This is a genomic window from Mangrovimonas cancribranchiae (assembly GCF_037126245.1).
In the GTDB taxonomy this organism is placed as follows: domain Bacteria; phylum Bacteroidota; class Bacteroidia; order Flavobacteriales; family Flavobacteriaceae; genus Mangrovimonas; species Mangrovimonas cancribranchiae.
In genome coordinates, this window is record NZ_CP136925.1 from 90638 (window position 1) to 111756 (window position 21119).

Annotated in this window: 15 protein-coding genes; 8 read left to right on the forward strand and 7 right to left on the reverse strand. The window is 34.4% G+C overall.

From position 1 onward, the window contains the following. The first annotated feature begins 41 nt into the window (after positions 1–41). From R3L15_RS00415 to R3L15_RS00425, 3 genes are all read left to right on the forward strand, one after another. Positions 42–1184, forward strand: a complete 1143-nt coding sequence (locus R3L15_RS00415) for a methionine aminotransferase (protein ID WP_338732555.1) — start codon at positions 42–44, stop codon at positions 1182–1184. Positions 1185–1259: 75 nt separating this feature from the next. Beyond that, complete coding sequence (locus tag R3L15_RS00420; RefSeq protein WP_338732557.1) at positions 1260–1736, forward strand: hypothetical protein; 477 nt, start codon at positions 1260–1262, stop codon at positions 1734–1736. A 1-nt stretch (position 1737) separates the two neighbouring features. Beyond that, complete coding sequence (locus tag R3L15_RS00425) at positions 1738–2517, forward strand: amidohydrolase (RefSeq protein WP_338732559.1); 780 nt, start codon at positions 1738–1740, stop codon at positions 2515–2517. On the opposite strand, the gene R3L15_RS00430 is transcribed toward R3L15_RS00425, so the two are convergent. Together R3L15_RS00430 and R3L15_RS00435 are read right to left on the reverse strand one after the other, a co-directional pair. Then, a complete protein-coding gene (locus tag R3L15_RS00430; RefSeq protein ID WP_338732560.1) occupies positions 2477–4108 on the reverse strand; it encodes an Ig-like domain-containing protein in 1632 nt (543 codons plus the stop codon). The two genes, R3L15_RS00425 and R3L15_RS00430, sit on opposite strands and share 41 nt — an antisense overlap. 61 nt (positions 4109–4169) lie before the next feature. Beyond that, positions 4170–4847 carry a phosphoribosyltransferase family protein gene (locus R3L15_RS00435; protein WP_338732562.1) on the reverse strand — a complete coding sequence of 226 codons (678 nt, stop codon included), beginning with the start codon at positions 4845–4847 and terminating at the stop codon, positions 4170–4172. A gap of 141 nt (positions 4848–4988) precedes the next feature. On the opposite strand from R3L15_RS00435, the gene R3L15_RS00440 reads away from it, so the two are divergent. Together R3L15_RS00440 and R3L15_RS00445 are read left to right on the forward strand one after the other, a co-directional pair. Next, positions 4989–5789 carry a hypothetical protein gene (locus R3L15_RS00440; RefSeq protein WP_338732563.1) on the forward strand — a complete coding sequence of 267 codons (801 nt, stop codon included), beginning with the start codon at positions 4989–4991 and terminating at the stop codon, positions 5787–5789. Positions 5790–5852: 63 nt separating this feature from the next. Further along, complete coding sequence (locus R3L15_RS00445) at positions 5853–7394, forward strand: glycine--tRNA ligase (protein WP_338732564.1); 1542 nt, start codon at positions 5853–5855, stop codon at positions 7392–7394. A 78-nt stretch (positions 7395–7472) separates the two neighbouring features. Here R3L15_RS00445 and R3L15_RS00450 read toward each other — a convergent pair whose 3' ends face one another. The 5 genes from R3L15_RS00450 to R3L15_RS00470 form a co-directional block, all read right to left on the reverse strand. Beyond that, positions 7473–8621 carry an efflux RND transporter periplasmic adaptor subunit gene (locus R3L15_RS00450; protein WP_338732565.1) on the reverse strand — a complete coding sequence of 383 codons (1149 nt, stop codon included), beginning with the start codon at positions 8619–8621 and terminating at the stop codon, positions 7473–7475. A 1-nt stretch (position 8622) separates the two neighbouring features. Next, positions 8623–12942 carry a CusA/CzcA family heavy metal efflux RND transporter gene (locus tag R3L15_RS00455; protein ID WP_338732566.1) on the reverse strand — a complete coding sequence of 1440 codons (4320 nt, stop codon included), beginning with the start codon at positions 12940–12942 and terminating at the stop codon, positions 8623–8625. Between the two features lie 64 nt (positions 12943–13006). Continuing rightward, complete coding sequence (locus R3L15_RS00460; RefSeq protein ID WP_338732567.1) at positions 13007–13396, reverse strand: hypothetical protein; 390 nt, start codon at positions 13394–13396, stop codon at positions 13007–13009. A gap of 94 nt (positions 13397–13490) precedes the next feature. Next, a complete protein-coding gene (locus R3L15_RS00465; RefSeq protein WP_338732569.1) occupies positions 13491–14525 on the reverse strand; it encodes an NAD(P)/FAD-dependent oxidoreductase in 1035 nt (344 codons plus the stop codon). Between the two features lie 80 nt (positions 14526–14605). Next, the gene (locus R3L15_RS00470; protein ID WP_338732570.1) at positions 14606–18040 is read right to left on the reverse strand and encodes a hypothetical protein; all 3435 of its coding nucleotides are present in this window, start codon (positions 18038–18040) and stop codon (positions 14606–14608) included. Positions 18041–18164: 124 nt separating this feature from the next. Between R3L15_RS00470 and R3L15_RS00475 the strand changes: the two genes are divergently transcribed. From R3L15_RS00475 to R3L15_RS00485, 3 genes are read left to right on the forward strand one after another with little or no spacing between them, the layout of a single operon-like run. Next, a complete protein-coding gene (locus tag R3L15_RS00475) occupies positions 18165–18929 on the forward strand; it encodes an exodeoxyribonuclease III (protein WP_338732571.1) in 765 nt (254 codons plus the stop codon). 21 nt (positions 18930–18950) lie between these two features. Continuing rightward, positions 18951–19910 carry an OmpA family protein gene (locus tag R3L15_RS00480; protein WP_338732572.1) on the forward strand — a complete coding sequence of 320 codons (960 nt, stop codon included), beginning with the start codon at positions 18951–18953 and terminating at the stop codon, positions 19908–19910. A 52-nt stretch (positions 19911–19962) separates the two neighbouring features. Then, positions 19963–21000 carry an aldo/keto reductase gene (locus R3L15_RS00485; protein ID WP_338732574.1) on the forward strand — a complete coding sequence of 346 codons (1038 nt, stop codon included), beginning with the start codon at positions 19963–19965 and terminating at the stop codon, positions 20998–21000. Positions 21001–21119: the final 119 nt, after the last annotated feature.

Genomic DNA, 21119 nt, shown 5'->3' on the forward strand with positions numbered 1-21119 from the left:
CTTATTATAAAAAATAGTAAGAAGTTATTACCTTTAAGAGTATGAGACATATTTCAAAATTACCCCAAGTAGGTACGACCATTTTTACAGAAATGAGTGCTTTAGCAAACAAGCACGATGCGATAAATTTATCGCAAGGATTTCCCAATTTTAAAAGTGATGAAAAATTAATGGCATACGTTACTCAAGCGATGCATTCGGGGTATAACCAATATGCGCCTATGGCTGGGAACATAGAACTAAGACAGGCTATAGCTAACAAATTTAAATCACTTTATAACAGTACTTATCAGCCCGAAACAGAAATTACTGTTACCGCAGGAGCCACACAGGCCATTTTTACTATTATTTCTGCTTTTATAAGACCAGAAGACGAAGTTATTATTTTTAGACCAGCTTACGATTGTTACGAACCAGCGATTACATTGCATGGCGGAAAAACTGTTTCGGTGCAATTAGAAGCGCCTAATTATTTGGTGAATTGGGACGACGTGGAAGCTAAGATGTCTTCTAAAACTAAAATGATTATTATTAATACACCACATAATCCCACAGGAACATTATGGACTAAAAGAGATATGATAAAATTACAAGAGGTAACCAAAAACACCAATATTATTGTGTTGAGCGATGAAGTATACGAGCATATAGTTTTTGACGATGAAAAGCACCAAAGCGTTTGCTTATTTCCTGAGTTAAAATCGCGTAGTTTTATTACAGCTTCGTTTGGGAAAACATTTCATAATACGGGATGGAAAGTAGGCTATTGTTGTGCGCCAGAAATATTAATGAAAGAGTTTAAAAAAGTACATCAGTTTAATGTGTTTTCGGTAAACCATCCTATGCAAAAAGGACTGGCCGATTACATGCAAACTCCAAGTCATTATTTAGAGCTTTCGGCATTCTATCAACGTAAACGCGATTTATTTTTAAAATTAATTAAGGACTCAAAACTTAAGGCCAAACCATCTAAAGGAACCTATTTTCAAATAGTAGATTTTTCCAATATAACAGATGAATCTGATATAGACTTTGCCAAACGCTTAACAATAGATTATAAATTAGCATCTATTCCGTTATCAGTATTCAACGAAAATAATCGAGACGATAAGGTTTTAAGGTTTTGTTTTGCTAAAACAAATGAAACGCTTGAGAGTGCAGCAGAAATTTTATGTAGCCTGTAAATTGTTAAAAAAATAATAAAAGAAGTAACTTTTTTTAACTCTTGTGTCTAAATCATAAATTAAACTATTTAAATTATGATGAGATTATTAAGCGTTGTTTTACTATTGTTTTTAATGCTTTCATGTGGTACAACCCATAAAGTAATTATGGATAATCATGAAGTTTACGAAGTAAAAGGAAGTAAGATTTTTAAAGATGGTACAGAGGTTACAGAAACCTTGAAAAAAGATCGGAAAAATGCTATTTTAGACACTTTAGAGGAACGCCTTGAAGCCGAAGAAGCGCTTGCAGAACAACAAGAGGCTTTAGAAAAAGCACAAAAAGAAGCTGAAGAGCAACAAAAGGAAATAGAAAAAGAGTTAAAAGAAAAAGAAGATGCTAGAGAAGCTTTTTTTGACGCAAAGGAAAAATTAAAAGATCAAAAAAATAAATATGAGCGTCTTCATAAAAACGGAAAATTGTCGCCAAATGATGAAGAAAAATGGGCTAAGAAGCTTAAAAAATTAGCCGAAGATGTTGCAGAAGCCAAAGAAAACCTAAATAAATTATAATTTGAGTAACACCCTAAACATAGCACTTGTACAAACCCATTTGGTTTGGGAAAACCCTATAGCAAACAGAACAAATTTAGCACATAAAATACAAGCCATTTCGAATGATGTAGACCTTGTTGTGCTACCAGAAATGTTTTCTACTGCGTTTACTATGAATGCTTCTGAAATTTCAGAACCGATGACTGGCAAAACGGTAAATTGGATGATACAACAAGCCAAAGACAACAAGGTTGCTATTGTGGGGAGTTTGGTAATAGAAGACCAAAATAATTTTTACAACAGATTATTGTTTGTTTATCCAGATGGAACCCTAAATCAGTATGATAAAAGACATACCTTTTCACTTGCAGGCGAGGACAAAATTTATACTGCAGGAACAAAAAAACTGATTGTAGATTATAAAGGATGGAAACTTTGCCCAATGATTTGTTACGATTTGCGTTTTCCTGTTTGGACAAGAAATATTGAAGATTACGATGCTTTAATTTATGTGGCTAATTGGCCTAAAATACGTATACATGCTTGGGATGCTTTGCTAAAAGCACGCGCTATAGAAAACATGGCATATTGCATAGGTGTAAATCGTATAGGCTTAGATGGTAATGGTTACGAATACAATGGCCATACAATGGCGTTTGATGTATTAGGAAATCGTAAAGATACTATTACTGAAAGCAAAGAAACAGTTGAAGTAATATCACTTTCAAAAGATCATATTAATAAGAATCGAAAAAAGTTTAATTTTTTAGAGGATCAGGATCACTTTCAGATAAAATAAACTCTTGTACTAAATCCCATCCAGAACGCACATCAAGTTTTTCTGGGTAATAACTTACGCGTTCTGGTTGTTGTTTTTTTAAGAAATTACCGGGGTCGTATTCTTGGTTACCATTGGTATCAAAAATAACTCTTAAAAAATATTGTCCAGGCGTAGTGTTTCTAAAATCTATAGGTTCGGGTTTGTTACTTATTTTTTCAAAAGCCACATCCCCATTGTCATCGGTTAATTGAATAATTACTGGGTAAGTAGCATTTTTTAAATTAACGCGAACATTACCATAATCGGAAAATTCTTTAGTTGAAAGATTATAGCTTAGCGTGTCGTTGCTATTGCCAAACAAATCGGTAACACTATTGGGTAAAAAAGTAATGTTGTATTTGTTTTTTTCAGTTTTATCAAATTCAAGATAGTACTTGTTTGATAAGGTGTCTAGATGGGTTTTAAAATCTACTTTTGTAGAGTCTTTATCAAGAATGGTTATATGCTCTTTTTTTAAATCGACTAAAGGCGTGCTACTTGTAATGCTAAAATGGTCGCTAAAATTTATGTTTCCTTTAGGTTCTGGTGTAATGTTTAACGTATCGCGAGATTGTTCGCTTATTTTTACGGTAAACTCTTCTGTGTAATTTTTGTTATTAGTGACTTTAAATATTAAAGAGTCGGTTTTTAGTCTAGGAACATACCAGAAATTAAGCGAATCGGTTTTAGGGTCTTTTGTAATGCGATAATTAAAACTATCAGGTACTTTAGAGAGTAATTTAATATCGAAATTTTTGTAATCGCCTTCATAACCAAATGCTATTTTTTCACCAGAAATTAAGCGTGGTCTTATAATTCTATCATCGGTTTTTTCCTTGAAAAGTTTTATCGTGTAAGTTGTATCAGAAGGCACAGTAATAAAGGTGTCGTGAAATCCTATTTTGTCTGCTTTCTGTTGAAATTTATTGTCTTGGTTTTCGTCTTTCATGGCAACTAGCAGGTATTTTCCTTTTTTAATATTATCTATAGAAAAATTGGTAGTGCTATCTAGTGTGTTGGTAATGTATTTAGGGTTTTCTTTATAAACGATAGAATCGGAATATGTCGAATCTATTTCGTATAACATAACAGATACAAAATCGTCTGGTTGGCGTTTTGTGGCATCGATAATATTCCCTTGTACCGAAAGCGAATCGATGTAATCTCCTGTTGAAATAACGTAGCGATAATACGGATACGGATTTCCTTCATTATTATCAACAATACTATTGCCAAAATTAAATGCATATGTTGTGTTGGGTTCAAGTGTATCGTTAATTTTTATAGAAATATATTTACTAGCGGTTCCTAAAGGAGTTATTTCTGGCGCAGGTTCTATAGGTGGCGAAATAATAAGCTGCTTTTGAATGTTATTTACTTTAATAAATTCGTTAAAGTAGATACGAATTTCATTTCCTTCAAAATTGGTGGAAAAGTTTTTAGGAGTCGCTCTAACTATTTCTGGAGGTGTAACGTCTTTTGGGCCACCAGTTGGGCGCCCTCTATTAGCACAATTAGCCATAAGTAACAGGCAAACGATAAGTAAAACGTTGTAAAAGTATTTCTTCATGTTTTGGACACCTCTATTTTAATACAAAGAAACAATATATTTATCATTAAATAAACTGTCCTTAAGCGATTGCCATGGTGGCAATACTTATTTTAACATTTTTCGCCTGATGTAATACAGAAATACAGGCTTCCATAGTGGCACCAGTAGTAATAATATCATCAACTAAAAGAATATGCTTATTCTCTATTTTAGAAGCATTTTTTAGTTGAAAAACCTCCTGATTAGAAAACCATCTTTTAAATCTACTTTTATCTACTTGCGATGTTATATTACGAGCTTTTATTAAAACGTCTTTATAATATTCCGCTTCTAAAGCACATGCAATTTCTTGCGAACATTTATCTACTTGATTGTATTTTCTTTTTCGTAGTTTCTTTTTATGAATAGGTACAGGAATAACAATATCTACATCTTTTTTTAACGATGTTTCTTTAATAGTTTCGCCTAACCACTTTCCTAAAAATTCGCCAACCTGTTCGTAACCCCGATATTTTAGATTGTGTAACAACTTTTGTGTGATGCCTTTCTTTTCAAAGAGTAATAACGATATAGCCGATTCTATTTTAACACGTCCATAAAGCGCTTTGTAAGTACCGTTATTTTTGCCAAATTCCTGGTTAGTAACTGGAAGGTTATGTCTGCAAGACGTGCAAATATAAATTTCATTATCGGTTAGCATTTGGGTACAAGCTAGGCAAACATCAGGAAAAAATAGTCGGATAATACTTTCAAACATAATTCTATAACGTTTTCGTAATGTTGATAAAACAAGTTTAACAATTTTTTTACCGTTTTATCGATTAAAATAAAAAAACTCACAGTATGTTCTTAATTTTGTGGTTTACAATTGATTAATCCATTTTGTTTAGAAATTAAGATGATAGTTACCCCTCAATTATTTAACTACAGATTAATTATCGGTACATTGTTGTTTTCCATTGTTGCCTTAGGGTCGTATAGCTTGGCAAACTACAACACTTTAAAAGAACAGCAAGATTTTTTAGAACAAGAAAAGTCTTTGATTCAGAGTGAATTAACCGAAATAATTACTATGTATGAGACGTTAAGTCTTAATAAGAATATACTGCAAGCCGATTTTGAAAAATCGAAGCAGCAACTGTTGCTTGTTAAAGACTCGCTTAATATAGAAAAAGCCAATGTCGTTTCTCTGTCTAAGTATAAAACCCAATTAAATCAAGTAAAAAAGCAAAACAAAGCGCTTTTTACTTTGATAGATTCTCTAAAAAAAGTCAATAATAACTTAAAGCATACCGTAGAACCTATTGAAACCTTACAAGCTACAAGTATAAAGGCAGAAGCTTTAAGAACAATAAGCTTAAATACAGGCTATATAACCAATAAAGCAGATAAAACAGATCATATTAAAGTTTGTTTTAATCTAAAGAATAACACGTTTACACCCGAAGGAAACAAAACCATTTATGTGCAAATACTAGATCCAAAACACCAAGTAATTGCAGATAAAGGTGTTGCTGATTTTAATGAGAAATCTTTAGCTTACAGCGGAAAAACAACGGTTAACAATCTTAAAGGAGAGCAGGAAATTTGTGCAAAGATCGATGTGAACAAAGACAGCAAACTTTTAAAAGGCGATTATTTAGTGAATATTTTTGAAGAATCTTATTTTTTGGGAAGAACTCAATTGAAACTCAATTAATTTACCAAATATATTTTTGTACAAACCGTTCTTCTTGTCAGAACGGTTTTTTATTTTTGTGCCATGGCAAATAACGACGATCAATTTAAAAAAGTAATCGCTCACGCAAAAGAGTATGGTTACGTATTTCAAAGTAGTGAAATTTACGATGGCCTAAGTGCTGTTTACGATTACGCTCAAAACGGTGTAGAACTTAAAAAGAACATTTGCGACTATTGGTGGAAAGCCATGGTGCAAATGCACGACAATATCGTAGGCTTGGACGCAGCCATCTTTATGCATCCAACCACTTGGAAAGCATCTGGGCATATCGATGCATTTAACGATCCATTAATAGACAATAAAGACTCCAAGAAACGCTATCGTGCCGATGTTTTAGTAGAAGATTACTGCGGAAAGCTTGAGGCTAAAATTGAAAAAGAAATCAAAAAAGCCAAAAAACGTTTTGGTGATGCCTTTAATAAAGAAGAATTTGTTTCCACAAACGGAAGGGTGTTGGGCTATCAAGAAAAAATAGACACCATTTTAAAACGCTTAGGAAAATCTTTAGAAAATGAAGATTTAGCCGATGTAAAAGCTTTGATAGAAGAATTGGACATTGCCGATCCTGTTTCGGGTTCTAAAAATTGGACCGATGTGAAGCAGTTTAATCTAATGTTTGGCACCAAGTTAGGCGCTTCTGCCGATTCTGCTATGGATTTATATTTGCGTCCAGAAACCGCCCAAGGTATTTTTGTTAATTTCTTGAACGTTCAAAAAACAGGACGTATGAAAATTCCGTTTGGTATTGCCCAAATAGGAAAAGCCTTTAGAAATGAAATTGTGGCGCGCCAGTTTATTTTCCGTCAGCGTGAATTTGAACAAATGGAAATGCAATTTTTTGTAAAACCAGGCACGCAAAAAGAGTGGTATGAGTCTTGGAAAGATACCCGAATGAAATGGCATTTATCACTTGGTTTAGGAAAGGATAACTACCGTTTTCACGACCACGAAAAATTAGCACATTACGCCGATGCTGCTGCCGATATAGAATTTAGATTCCCTTTTGGATTTAAAGAATTGGAAGGGATCCATTCGCGTACCGATTTCGATTTAAGCCAGCACGAGAAATTCTCGGGCAAGAAAATGCAATATTTCGATCACGAAGAGAACAAAAGCTATGTGCCTTATGTTATTGAAACCTCAATAGGTTTAGATAGAATGTTTTTGGCGGTATTTTCTAATGCATTAATGGAAGAAGAGCTAGACAACAATACCACAAGAACAGTATTAAAATTACCAGCCGTTTTAGCGCCAACTAAAGCCGCCGTGTTACCGTTGGTGAAAAAAGATGGCTTACCAGAAATTGCCAAGCAAATTGTAGATGATTTAAAATGGGATTTCAACGTAAGTTACGACGAAAAAGATGCCGTTGGCCGTCGTTATCGTAGGCAAGATGCCAATGGAACGCCATTTTGTATTACCGTGGATCACGATACTTTGGAAGATAACACGGTTACCATTCGCCATCGTGATACTATGGAGCAAAAACGCGTTAATATTGAAGAACTACGTGATATCATTAAAAAAGAAGTCGACGTAAAAGAATGGTTGATGAAGATGTAATTTCAGCCTTCAAAAGCTGAACTCCAATAAAACAAAAAACACCCAAGTGAAACGCTTGGGTGTTTTTGTTATTATTACTTAATGACTATGTCCGCCGCCTTCATTATCATTTAAAAGCATTCCAATACCTTTAACTAAAATAGGTTTGTTTTTTAAGGCCTCCGAGTTTAAAATTTCTACAGAATTTTCGTTTTGTTGTCCTATGTCAACGGCAATTTTTTTAAAATGATATTCGTTATCTAGTTTTTCATCTAGAACAAGCACATAGTTGTTGTCATCAACAGTGGTTATGGCTTCTTTAGGCAGCCCAATTCCTGTGGTATCTTCGGTAATGATATTGGCTTCTACAAACATACCAACAATAAAGTTTTGCTCGTCATTATCAACGTGACCGTGAACTTTTACACGTCTTGTGGTTTCGTCTATAGTCGTACCAACCAAATGAACGTCGGCTTTATAGGTTTCGTTAGAAGCTTCAGGAATTTTAAATTGAATGTCTTGCCCTTTTTTAATGTGCATAATGTCTTTTTCAAACACCGATAATTCTAAGTGAATGTGATCTATATCCACGATTTCCATAATCACATCGTTTGGTGACACATAAGCGCCATTACTAACATTTACCTTGGTAACGTGTCCGTTTATTGGCGCATACAAATTAATGGTTGAGGTGATTTGCCCTTGCTCGACAGCTTTTGGGTTAATATTCATCATTTGTAATTTTTGGCGTAAGCCATTGTAAGTTGCCAAGCTACTTTTGTAGATGCTTTGAGCTTTTAAATAGTTTTTTTCTGAAGTTATGTTTTCATCGTAAAGTGTTTTTTGTCTGTCGTATTCAGCTTTTAAATAATTAAGTTGCTCGGCAATTTCCAAGTAGCTTTGCTGGATTTCGACATACTCAGGGTTTTTTAAACTGACCAAAAGTTGTCCGTTTTTTACTTCATCACCAACTAAAAGCGGTGTGTGCGAAATATAACCACCTACAAATGTGGTAATGCTCGATTTGTTTTTAGGTGGAACATCTATCATTCCTGTAACTTGTATTGTGCTATCAAAATGTAAGCTTTTTAAGCTATCTAAAGCCATTTTTTCACTGTCAAATTGAGCTTTGGTAACAGTTACCATATTGCTTTTGGTTGTTTTCTGCTCAATAGGATCTGAGTTGTTTTCTTTATTTCCGCAGGCTATGAGTGTAAGCGAAAAAAGTAATATATATAAATGTTTCATCTTAGTTAATATTTAATGTCAAGTGGTTGATTTGTATTACGGTTTGATTGTAAGCGTTTAAGTCTTTAAGGTAAGAGAGTTCAATCTCGCTAGCATTTTCAAGACTTTGTATGTATTGAAAAAAGTCAATTTCACCTTCTTTAAACGTACGCGTTGCGGTTTTAATAATTTGTTCTTTTAGCGCATTTCCTTCACTTTTATAATAATTAATAGCTTCGTTGTGTTGCTCGAGTGTTGCAATAAGCGATTGGTATTTAGCTTCTAGTTTTGTTTTATAATCCTGTTCTTGCTGTTCTATAATGTCTCGCGCAATTTTAGATGCTTTTATTTTTGAGGCATTTCCAGAAAACAATAAAGGAATTTTCAACCCTAATTGATAGCCTTGAATATTGTCGTTTAATTGACTGTTAGAGCCTTGGAAATATTCCAAACTAATATCGGGCAAGAGAGTTTGTTTTTCTTTACTATATATAGCATTTTGATACGTTTTGGCGCTTTCAAAATATTGCAATCCAAGGTTGTCGGTTGTTGAGATACTTTGTAGTTCTAACTGTAGTAATGGTTGGTCCACAATATCTATCGTATCTACTTGCACGACACTTTTTAGTTGTTCTTTTGAAAAAGCGACTTTTTTTAAGGCTTGTTTGTATAAGGATTCTAGCTGTTTTTGTTTGGATTTGGCGGTAATCATTTCCAGATAATTAGTTTCACCTAATTCAAAACGACGCTCCGATTTTTTAGCAAAATCCTGATACAAACTGTCTAAATACTTATAGGTTTTTACTTTATTTTTCGCATAGCTTAATTGATAATAATTTGAATAAACAGCCTTTTGTAGTTGTTGTAATTGTAAATCATTATGAGTTTCTTCCAAGCCAACTTTGGCTTTATTGGCTTTTTTGTCAGCAAAATAAATAGTTGGGAATTTAAAATCTTGAGCAATACCAAAAACTTTAAGCGGTTCGTTGTTTACAGCTAGATTGTTTTCGTCGTAACTGTAGTAAACAGATGTTTTATCGAAATTAAAAGCACTACCAACCCAAGCCTTACTTTTATCTACTTTTAGGTTAGAGGCTTTTAAAGCTGCATTGTTTTCAATAGCTAGTCTTAAAGTTTCCTCAATAGTTAATTTTGATTGCGCATTGACATTAGTTAGAAAAAAGAAACCTATAATGCCAATAATGGCTGTTTTATTCATTTTTAATTCTTTTTTTGTTTCAAACCACGCATAAAGTACGGGCAGGACAATTAAAGTTAAAATGGTTGCGGTAATAAGACCACCAACAACAACCGTAGCTAATGGACGTTGCACTTCGGCACCTGCATTGGTAGATACAGCCATAGGTAAAAATCCAAGTGCAGCAGCAGAAGCTGTTAACAATACTGGTCTTAACCGATCAGTAGCTCCCACTTTTATGCGTTCTTCAATATCGTCCATACCTTGTTCTTTTAATTCTTTAAAATGTTCAATAAGCACAATGCCATTAAGCACGGCAATTCCAAAAAGTGCAATAAATCCTACGCCAGCCGAAATACTAAACGGTAAATCGCGTAGCCAAAGTAATAAGACGCCACCAACAGCCGATAGTGGGATGGCAGAATACACTAATAAGGCTTCTTTGGCAGAGCCAAAAGCAAAATACAGTAAGATAAATATTAAAGCCAATGCCACTGGCACAGCAACAAGCAATCGCGCTTTGGCGCTTTGTAGATTTTCAAACTGTCCACCATACGTAATGTTGTACCCTGTAGGCAATTGTAAGTTGCTTTCAAGAATGTTTCTCACATCGTCGACTACCGATTGTAAATCCCGGTTACGCACATTAATACCAACGACTATGCGACGTTTGGTGTCGTCTCTTGAAATTTTTGCTGGCCCAGTTGTATATTGTATGTCGGCCAATTCACTAAGCGGAATTTTAACACCACTAGGTGTATCGATATATAGATTTTGAAGGCTTGCTAGGTTTTTTCGGTTATTTTTATCTAAACGCATCACTAAATCAAAACGTTTTTCACCTTCAAAAATACTGCCTACTGTGCCGCCAGCAAACCCCATTGAAATCATTTGATTAACATCGGAAATATTAAGTCCGTAACGCGCAATTTTACTACGGTTGAATTTCACGCTCATTTGTGGTAAGCCTTCCACTTTTTCAATAACAATATCCGAAGCGCCTTCAACATCTTTAATCAACTCTTTCACTTCGTCAGCTTTATTGGCTAAAACTGATAAATCCTCACCAAAAATTTTAATGGCCACATCGGCTCTAACTCCTGTAATAAGCTCATTAAAACGCATTTCTATGGGTTGGGTAAACTCGACTTCCATACCAGGAATTACAGTAAGCGCTTCTTTAAATTTATCAGCCAATTCGTCTTTACTTTCTGCCGAAACCCATTCGTCTTTTGGTTTTAGCTTTATTATGACGTCACTTTCTTCCATAGACATTGGGTCTGTTGGTACTTCGGCGGCGCCAATACGCGTGACTACTTGATCAACTTCAGGGAAATTGTCTAGTAGAATTTGTTCGATTTTAGTGGTTGTTTCAATGGTTTTTCCTAGAGATGTTCCTGTTTTTAAAACGGGCTGAATTACAAAATCGCCTTCGTCTAATGTGGGTACAAATTCGCCACCCATTCTACTAAATATCCAAACGCTTAAAGCCAATAAGATGCTGGCTAAAACGACTACCGTTTTTTTGTTGTATAAAGCCCAATGTATGGACGGTTTGTACCAACTATTTAAGACCTTCATTAATCTAACCGAAATATTTCTATCACTTGGTTTTTTAGGTTTTAAGAATAGTGAAGATACTACTGGTACATAAGTTAAGCACAATAGCATTGCACCAATTAACGCAAAGCTAAACGTGAGTGCCATAGGCTTAAACATCTTGCCTTCTACACCGCTTAAAGATAAAATAGGAATAAATACAATTAAGATGATAAGTTGTCCAAAAATGGCCGAATTCATCATTTTTGAAGCACTTTTTAAAGTGATTTCATTTATTTTGGCCTGTTTTTGATCTTTTGCAAGTGTTTTTAGTTGGTCACTTTGTGTAATAATTCTGAAAGCAATAAACTCAACAATAATAACAGCACCATCAATAATAATCCCAAAGTCTATAGCTCCAAGACTCATTAAATTGGCATCGACACCAAAAATATTCATTAGAGAAATCGCGAATAATAAACTTAACGGAATAACCGAGGCAACCACTAATCCAGAACGTAAATTACCCAATAATAAAACCACGACAAAAATCACGATTAGGGATCCTAAAATGAGGTTTTCAGATACGGTAAATGTCGTTTTTCCAATCAGTTCGCTACGCTCTAAAAACCCATTGATGTAAACACCTTCTGGTAGCGTTTTTTGAATGGAGGCGACGCGTTCTTTTACGGCGTCGATAATAGCTTTGGAGTTCCCGTCTTTAAGCATCATAATTTGCCCGAGTACTTTTTCGCCTTCGCCATTACCAGTAATAGCACCAAAACGTGTTGCACTACCAAATCCAATAGTAGCAACATCTTTAATGTAAATTGGAGCACCTTGGTTTTTTACCACGATTTGCTCAATATCTTTAAGGTTTTTAACCAAACCTTCACCACGAATAAAATAGGCTTCGTTGCTTTTTTCAATATATCCGCCACCGGCTACGCTATTGTTTTTTTCTAAAGCATTGTAAATTTCGGACACCGAAATATTCATAGCGTTTAGTTTGTTTGGGTTAATGGCAACTTCGTATTGTTTTAAAAAACCGCCCCAAGTATTGACTTCGACAACTCCAGGAATACCAGATAGCTGGCGTCTCACAATCCAATCTTGAATGGTACGTAATTCGGTAGTTGTGTATTGGTCTTCGTAACCAGGTTTTACGTCTAAAATGTATTGGTAAATTTCACCTAAACCTGTGGTAATTGGACCCATTTCTGGAGAGCCAAAACCTTCTGGGATTTTCTCGGAAGCCGATTTTATTTTCTCGGCAATAAGTTGTCTGGGAAGAAAGGTGCCCATATCGTCTTCAAAAACAATGGTAACCACAGAAAGCCCAAATTTTGAGACGGATCTAATTTCTTCTACGCCTGGCAAATTAGCCATTTCCAGCTCGACAGGATAAGTGATAAATTGCTCGACATCTTGTGTGGACAAGTTGCGCGATGTGGTAATAACTTGAACTTGGTTATTGGTAATGTCTGGTACAGCGCCAATAGGAATTTGGGTTAAAGAGAAAATTCCGAAACCAATAATAAACGCTGTTAACAGGAAAATGATTAGCTTATTGTTTAAGCTTAATTTTATGATTTTTTCTAACATGATTCATAATTAATTAAAAATTGAAATATGTCTGATTTAATAAATCAGATTTGGTTTTAAATAATTATGCGTGTTTTGGGGGCTGAAAAACAGCGGGTTTTTCAAAAGAGGTAAAAGTATCTTTATAGAAGAAGTTACAAGGAATTTCAACAAATTCTTCGTTGCTTATTTTAAAAGAGGTATTCGGGCTAATAAAAGTTACATTAATGTGTGTGCAAAGGTGATGACAATCTTTAAAAGGAAGGTCTTCATGTTCTTTGTGGTCGCTTTCATGGTCGTCTTTAGCATCGCCATAATGTTCAGCTAAAAATTGAATAAACGAATCGCCATACATTTCTTTATGAAATTGCGCATGATCAATTAAGGCATTAATCTTATTAAGGTCTTCTAAGTTAATGTTAAAACTTTGGATAAGAATTAAAAGCGAATATGTTAATGCCACGACTTTGCTCATACCAATACGAAATTAAAAAAAATAAAGTATTTTACTGTAACAAAAGTTACGCAGCGTAGTAATATAGAACGTTTATAATTAACAGTTTCGACTTTTATAAAATCTTTTCAGCTAAATAGTTAGCATCCTTTTTTATGCCACCTAAAGTTGCAGAACCACGTGTATGCAACCAAGGCAAACCAATAAAATATAATCCTTTAGTAGTACTAATACCACGATGATGTTTTGGATAACCATCGTTAGTGAGTTCAATGTTTTTTATCCAATTAAAATTGGGTTTGTAGCCTGTTGCCCAAACAATATTTTTAACATCTTTAAGTGTTTTTTTTGATGTTTTAATTGTATTGTCATCAGCATCTAAAGTATAACCAACAGGGACAACATTATCCCGATTAATGATTGATTTTACATCGGTGCCAATTATGGGTTGTTTAGATTTGCTAATCTTTTTACCTATCCATGAGTTTTTACTAAAACTTAAAAAACCAGTTACGGTAAACCACCACCAAAGTGTTTTGCCTAAAATTTCTTGAGGCAAGGTTCTTATGTTGGTGTCTCCAGAAAAATAGGTGGTTTCTGAAGTGTTTTTAGAAATTTCATCTAAAATTTGAAAACCACTATCGCCACCACCAACAACTAAAGTAGCTCCTTTTTGTAATTGCTCTGGATTTTTATAATAATTACTATGTATTTGAAAAATATCCTTGGAAAGTTTGTTGTGAAACATCGGTGTGTATGGGATGTGAAACGGTCCAGTAGCCACAATAACTTCTTTACATGTTAAATTGCCTTGATTGGTTTTTATAACAAAATGATTGTTTGTTTTCTCAATGCTTTCAGCAAGGGTGTTTAATTGTACTGGAAAATCGAACTTTTTTACATAAGCTTTAAAATAATCTGCGACTTCATATTTGTCTGGATAATGTCCTTTTGGAGCAGGAAAAGGCATTCCAGCAAGATGATTAAATTCGGTTGGCGTAAATAATTTTAATGAGTTCCAGCGGTTAAGCCAAGAGGCGCCAATTTCTTCTTCTTTATCTATGATTAAAAAATCTTTTTGATTTTTCTTTAAATGATACGCCATAGAAAGTCCAGCTTGAGCTGCACCAATTATTATAAAATCTTTCATGTATACAATTGTGGTTGTTGGGGAGTATACACCTTTTCATGGTTTTATACAAGTTGAAACGGTGTGTATTTAAATATATCTTAAAAATACGCCTTTAACTGAATATTTCCCGTATGAATAACGCGGCTAGTTTCACTTTTTCTGCCTAAGTAATTTAAGTTTAAGTCTAAGTATTTGGTAATCTTTTTTTGTGCTAAAAGGCTCCAAGTAAAATTGGTGCCTGGCTGTAAGCCTTCTAGCATTTGGTAGGCGACAGGTGTGTTGTTGTCTCCAGAAAAAGTGTTGGAGAAGTAGTTAAACTCCCCATTTAACGCTATTTTTTCGGTATTGGAATAGGCAAAAGACACACCATAACGTTGTTGCGATAAGGTTTCTAAACTACCAATAGTGTTTTCTTTACTGCTGTATTGATAAAACACATCAAATTGAGCGTTGTCGTTAAACAAATAAGAGAGTTTTGGGTGGATGTTGTTTTCATCAATATTAAAGTTTTTACTTGTGAAATTTTCACTAAAACTCTCGTTGTTGTTATGGTTGCTTTCTAAATTAAACAACCAACTTTTAGCAAATTTATGCGTAAACTGAAATTTATGACTAGTTAAAGCGTTTTCAATAAGCCCAACACTTAAGGTGTTTTTGGTGTTATTCTGTAAATAAGTGTACGATGTGGTGTAGCGTTGTTTACCACGATTAAAAAATAACACATGTCTAAAGTTAGATTGTAACCCTAATTCGTTTTCGGCATCACTTTTAAAAGGGTTTAGGTTAAAATTATTGCCTTCACGACGTTGTTTACGGTCAACTAAATACGATGTCTGACTATAAAAACGAGATAGTACTTTTAAAACCCCATTATTGCTTGTAGACCATTGCTGTGGATTAAGAGTTAAATTCAGGCTTAACCTATTTTGATGCGTTTTTATATATACTTGATTAGGAAGTAAAACGCGAATATATGTTCCTTGATCTTGAAATTGCGCTACCTCAAATTCTTCCAATTCTTGAATGCCATTTTGATTGTAATCTATCCAAACGTACGCGCCTTGTCCAGGTTCTACTTCAACAAAGGTGTAATCTTGTTGTGGTAAAGTTCCAGAGTTGGTTTCGTAAGCGGTATTAAAAAATATTAGTTGTTTGAACAAGCGTTGGCTAAACTGCAATCTAGAGTTTATAGAATGTTCGTCCTCTAAAGTGTCGTCGTTATGTTTTAGCGTTCTGTAATTGGCGTAAACCGATAAGTTTGTTCTCTGGTTTTTTATAAGTCGGGAGTTTAAATAATAGGTGTTTGATGTATTTACTTGTTGTAATTGATTGTTTTGCAAACTATCGTTTACACGAAATTTATACCCTGCTTCAACAAACACATTGGTGCTATCGCCAATACCAGCAAATAGATCGGCCGATTTGTATCGCTGGCTTAATTCGGTGTAATTATTGGTTGCTTTTTCTTTCTGTTCGTTGTCTTCAATGGCTAGTTTTGTGCCAATCCATGCTTTGTTAAAACTATATGTAATACGGTTATAACTGCGCAAAAAGGTTGAAGTGTTTGTAGTGGATGAAGCGTTTAAAAAACTAGAGCTTGATGCAATGTGCCAACGATTTAACATTAGATTGGTGTTAAATACATGACGGCTACCATTAAAGTTTTCAGAATAGTTTAAATATTCAAATTGATATTCGGCAAATCCTTTTTTATAATGAAAGGCTTGCAAGCCAGATTTTAATAACGTTTGATGCCCTAAATTGGTAGCAATATAAGAGTTTGAGCTGTTGCCTAAATTCCAATCACGGTTAAATTCGGCATTGTAAATACGTTGAATAGATTTAAAATTTTCATTTATATAATCGCCATCTACCATAGCATTTAAATTCCAAAGGCTGTCTTTTTTTACAATAGATTGGTTAATTTTTAGTTTGGCGGCGTAGCCATCGTTATTATCATCGTTTAAATTTGAAAATAAGTTAAGGTCGTTTTTACTGCCAGCAACTTCAAAAGCGATATCTGTTTTTTGGGTGGGCTTGTAATTTCCGTTTAAAACAGCCATTTGTAGTTTTGTAGGAGCGACAAGGCGTACCACAGGATCGTAATTACCTTGCGGGATGCCATTTATAGGCGCAACATATTCGTAAATATTGCTAATAGTGTTACTCGTACTTATAATATAATTTCCTTGATTATCGCCAACTAAAGTAAACTGAACATTAAATAACTCATCTTCTGGATTGTTAGAGAACACAAAAATTTCTTCGCCATTAACTAGCTCTTTTCGGTATAAAATGCGATTTTCGTTATATTCTTCGGGAGTGCTAGACGGTGCAAACATAAGGTCTTGGTTGTCGCCAGCGTTAGCAAGAATATCAATTTGTTCTGTGGACAGGTTTTGTTGTAACGGATTGTTTTTCGAATCGTTTTCACTATACACAGAAACGCCTAAGTTAAGATTGTCGCTTTCGTAACGTCCGCCACCAAAAACAACCAAGCGCGAGTAATTACGTTCGCTATATTGATAATCTACAGTAACACGCATTTCTGAAGTAACCGGAAAATTAGCATTAAAAATAATTTCGCCAGCATTATAATCAATAATATAATCGTTGTTTTCGCCGCGCTCTAAAGCAATGCCGTTAACGTAAACGGTTTCACTCCCCGAAACAATAAGCACAAAAAGTTCTTGGTTGGGGCCACGAAGTTTATACGGTCCTTGATTGCCTTCTTGTGCAGTAAATTGACTGGTTGTAAACTGCCCACGAACCAAAGCACCCGAGGCAAATAAATTTGTAGCAGACGCCTTGTGATTAAGCTTAGCTTGAACACTTAATCCTTGAACACGCTTGGAGAAATTAGCAAAATACGAGTGTGTATTTGTAAGATCTATATCGCCTGCACGAATTTTCCAGTTGTCGCTAAAAAGTTCTACAAAAACTTGGTCAAACTCGTCTAAACGTTGCGAATAACCACTTTCTTGTAACGGAATATTGGAGTCCTGTATTGAGGCTTTTAAAGAGATTTTATCGGTTAGTTTTCCCGTAACTTGTAAATCTAATTCACTATTTAAAACCGAGTTTTGGTTGTTGCCAATAACAATTCCACGCGAGATACTCCCAGAAGTGGTTAAACCATCAAACGGCGTAAAGGTTTTTTGGTCGCTTGGTTGCGAAAACTTATAAAGTTTTTGGAGATTATCACTACGCTCTACAATAATGTTTTCATCAAGTTGTTTGTAGGTTTTCGTTAAAAAATCAGGATATTTTAAGTAATCAATAATTAAAGAATCGCTTTCAATACGCTTTTTAAGCGTTAAAATAGATTTTTTATAATCTATGGTGTAGTAACTGTCATCTAGGTAAGTCCCTTTTTTTGTTTTTAAAGAAAAGAAGTTTGGGTTAATACTTACACTATCAATAACAATACTATCGGCAACAGCCACACGTTTTGTTTTGTAATTACTGTTTGTGTCTTGAGCAAAAGCACCAAGTCCAAATAGAAAGATAAGAAGTAAAAGAATTCCTTTCATTAACAGTAAAACTTGATAACTTTAAAAATATTTTATGGTTAAGAGATGTTAAAAGCCTTTTAATTTAATGGTGTAAAAGTAACGCATTATTTATTTTAGCTGAAATTCTTAAAAAATCATTCTTTTGAAAATAATTTCATACAACGTAAATGGCATTCGTGCCGCTATAAGAAAAGGGTTTGCCGATTGGTTAAAAACTGCTAATCCAGATGTTATTTGTATTCAAGAAACAAAAGCCCTAAAAGAACAGGTTGATGTTGTCGTTTTGGAAGAAGCGGGTTATAAATATCATTATTGGTTTTCTGCCGAGAAAAAAGGTTATAGTGGTGTGGCTATTTTTTGTAAAGAAGAACCAAATCATGTAGAATACGGAACAGGAATTCAATCTATGGATACCGAAGGAAGAAATCTAAGAGTAGATTTTGATGATATTTCTATTATGAGTTTGTATTTACCTTCGGGAACTAACATTGCAAGATTAGAGCATAAGTTAGACTATATGGCTATGTTTCAAGAGTATGTAAATACCTTAAAGCAAGATTATCCTAACTTAGTTATTTGTGGCGACTATAATATTTGTCATGAAGCAATAGATATTCACGATCCTGTGAGGAACAAAAATACGTCTGGTTTTTTGCCTGTAGAGCGTGAGTGGATAGGCAATTTTATAGATAGTGGTTTTATAGATTCGTTTAGATTTTTTAATAAAGAACCACATCATTACAGTTGGTGGAGTTATCGTGCCAATGCAAGAGCTAACAATAAAGGTTGGCGAATAGATTATGCTATGGTGGCAAATCCATTACAAGAAAAACTTAAACGAGGCGTTATATTGCCTGAAGCAAAACATAGTGACCATTGCCCCATAATGGTTGAATTAGAACATTAAAAAATGAACAACTTATTTATTATGAAAAAACAACTTGCAACATCTTTATTAGGCGTTATTTTAGTAACCTCTTGTGTGTCTCCTAAAGTTTATAAAGATTTGGAGAGTAAGTATGCTACCTTAAAAAAAGAGAATAAAGCACTTGCTGAAGAAAACGAAGGCCTGTTAAATAAAGCAACAACAACAGAAAACGAGCTGTCGCAGCTTCAACAAGCTTACGATGAAGCCATAGCAGAAAGAGATCAATATCAACAAGATTATAAGGCAGCAAAAACAAATTTAGATAATCTAAAGGCATCTTATGAAGCCTTAGAGAAAAACAGTTCTGCATCTATCGCAAAAAACGCACAAAAAAACAGAGAGCTTTTAGCACAATTAGAAGCTAAGGAAACTGCTTTAGCTGCCGAGAATGCTAGATTAGAAAAACTTAAGAGAGAATTAGAAGAACGCTCTAATCGTGTGGCGGAACTTGAAAGTGTTATTGCAGCAAAAGATGAAGCTATGACAAAGCTAAAAGACGCTATTTCTTCGGCCTTAACCGATTTTGAAGGTAAAGGATTAACCGTTGAGCAACGCGATGGAAAAGTATATGTGTCTATGGAGAATAAACTCTTATTTCAATCAGGAAGTTGGGCTGTAGGCAGTAAAGGAACTCAAGCTGTAAAGCAATTAGGAGCTGTTTTGGCAGATAATCCAGATATCGCTATTCTTATAGAAGGTCACACCGATAATGTGCCATATTCTGGACGAGGGCAATTAACCAGTAATTGGGATTTATCAACTAAAAGAGCTACGGCTATTGTTAATATTTTAAGAAAGAACCCAAGTATTGACCCTAGTAATTTAACAGCAGCTGGTCGAGGAGAATTTGCGCCTGTTGCAAGCAATGAAACCCCAGAAGGACGTGCAAAAAATAGACGAATAGAAGTTATTTTAACGCCAAAGTTAGATGAGGTGTCAAAACTCTTAAACGATATTTAATTAAATCACTTAACAAGTAGGCGCATCGTAAGATGCGTCTTTTTTATTATAAATGAAATACACCACACTACCTAATACCAATATAAACGTTAGTAAAATATGTTTAGGAACCATGACTTGGGGTAATCAAAACACTCAAGAAGAAGGTTTCCAGCAAATGAATTTTGCTTTAGAAAGAGGCGTTAATTTTTTTGATACAGCTGAGCTTTATCCAGTACCAGCATGTGCCGAAACATATGCTGAAACCGAACGTATTATTGGTAATTGGTTTCAAAAAAACGGTAAACGAGACAAGGTTATTCTTGCAACTAAAATAGCTGGAAATGGCGATTATACAGCCCATATACGAACCAATGGATTTTCCAAAGAAGCGTTAAACAATGCTGTGGATAACAGTTTAAAAAGACTGAAAACAGATTATATTGATTTATATCAACTACATTGGCCAGAACGCGATACCAATACATTCGGCACACGTGATTTTAAATACAACCCTAATGATAAGTGGGAAGATAATTTTCAAGAGGTTCTTCAATCGCTTCAAGAGATAGTAACATCTGGAAAAGTAAGGCAGATAGGAATATCAAATGAAAAAGCCTGGGGAGCTATGCGCTATTTAGAAGAAGCTAAACAATATAATTTACCAAGAGTTATCACTATTCAAAATCCGTATTCACTTTTAAATAGAACTTTTGAAGGCGATTTAGCAGAAGTTTCCATAAGAGAAAACATGGGGCTTTTGGCTTATTCTCCAATGGGATTTGGAGTGCTTTCAGGGAAGTATATTAAAGGACTTGATAATGAGAACTCAAGATTGAATAAATTTTCAAGGTATACAAGGTATAGTAGTAAGATGGCAACCTTGGCAACCGAAAAATATATGGCTATTTCAAAAAAATATGGATTATCTATGGCGAAAATGGCATTAGCTTTTGTAAATCAGCAATCATTTATAACCTCTAATATTATAGGGGCTACAAATATCAATCAGTTAGAAGAGAACATTAATAGCATCCATATTTCGCTAGATTCTGAAATCCTGCATGAGATTAACGAGGTTCATGCCGAAATACCTAATCCAGCACCCTAGTTTCCTTAAAGAGATATAATCACTTTATCGAAGAAAAAAGCTTTTTATCTATTAAGCTTATGTTAACTTATTCTTGCAATAGTTTTTTTCTAATTTTAAGGATTAAAAATTTTGTAGGA

Bases quoted from the DNA above. Each gene is read 5' to 3' on its own strand.
- R3L15_RS00460 (WP_338732567.1), bottom strand. From the start codon at position 13,396: ATGAGCAAAGTCGTGGCATTAACATATTCGCTTTTAATTCTTATCCAA.
- R3L15_RS00415 (WP_338732555.1), top strand. From the start codon at position 42: ATGAGACATATTTCAAAATTACCCCAAGTAGGTACGACCATTTTTACA.
- R3L15_RS00420 (WP_338732557.1), top strand. From the start codon at position 1,260: ATGATGAGATTATTAAGCGTTGTTTTACTATTGTTTTTAATGCTTTCA.
- R3L15_RS00445 (WP_338732564.1), top strand. From the start codon at position 5,853: ATGGCAAATAACGACGATCAATTTAAAAAAGTAATCGCTCACGCAAAA.
- R3L15_RS00465 (WP_338732569.1), bottom strand. From the start codon at position 14,525: ATGAAAGATTTTATAATAATTGGTGCAGCTCAAGCTGGACTTTCTATG.
- R3L15_RS00485 (WP_338732574.1), top strand. From the start codon at position 19,963: ATGAAATACACCACACTACCTAATACCAATATAAACGTTAGTAAAATA.
- R3L15_RS00455 (WP_338732566.1), bottom strand. From the start codon at position 12,942: ATGTTAGAAAAAATCATAAAATTAAGCTTAAACAATAAGCTAATCATT.
- R3L15_RS00480 (WP_338732572.1), top strand. From the start codon at position 18,951: ATGAAAAAACAACTTGCAACATCTTTATTAGGCGTTATTTTAGTAACC.
- R3L15_RS00440 (WP_338732563.1), top strand. From the start codon at position 4,989: ATGATAGTTACCCCTCAATTATTTAACTACAGATTAATTATCGGTACA.
- R3L15_RS00470 (WP_338732570.1), bottom strand. From the start codon at position 18,040: ATGAAAGGAATTCTTTTACTTCTTATCTTTCTATTTGGACTTGGTGCT.
- R3L15_RS00435 (WP_338732562.1), bottom strand. From the start codon at position 4,847: ATGTTTGAAAGTATTATCCGACTATTTTTTCCTGATGTTTGCCTAGCT.
- R3L15_RS00430 (WP_338732560.1), bottom strand. From the start codon at position 4,108: ATGAAGAAATACTTTTACAACGTTTTACTTATCGTTTGCCTGTTACTT.
- R3L15_RS00450 (WP_338732565.1), bottom strand. From the start codon at position 8,621: ATGAAACATTTATATATATTACTTTTTTCGCTTACACTCATAGCCTGC.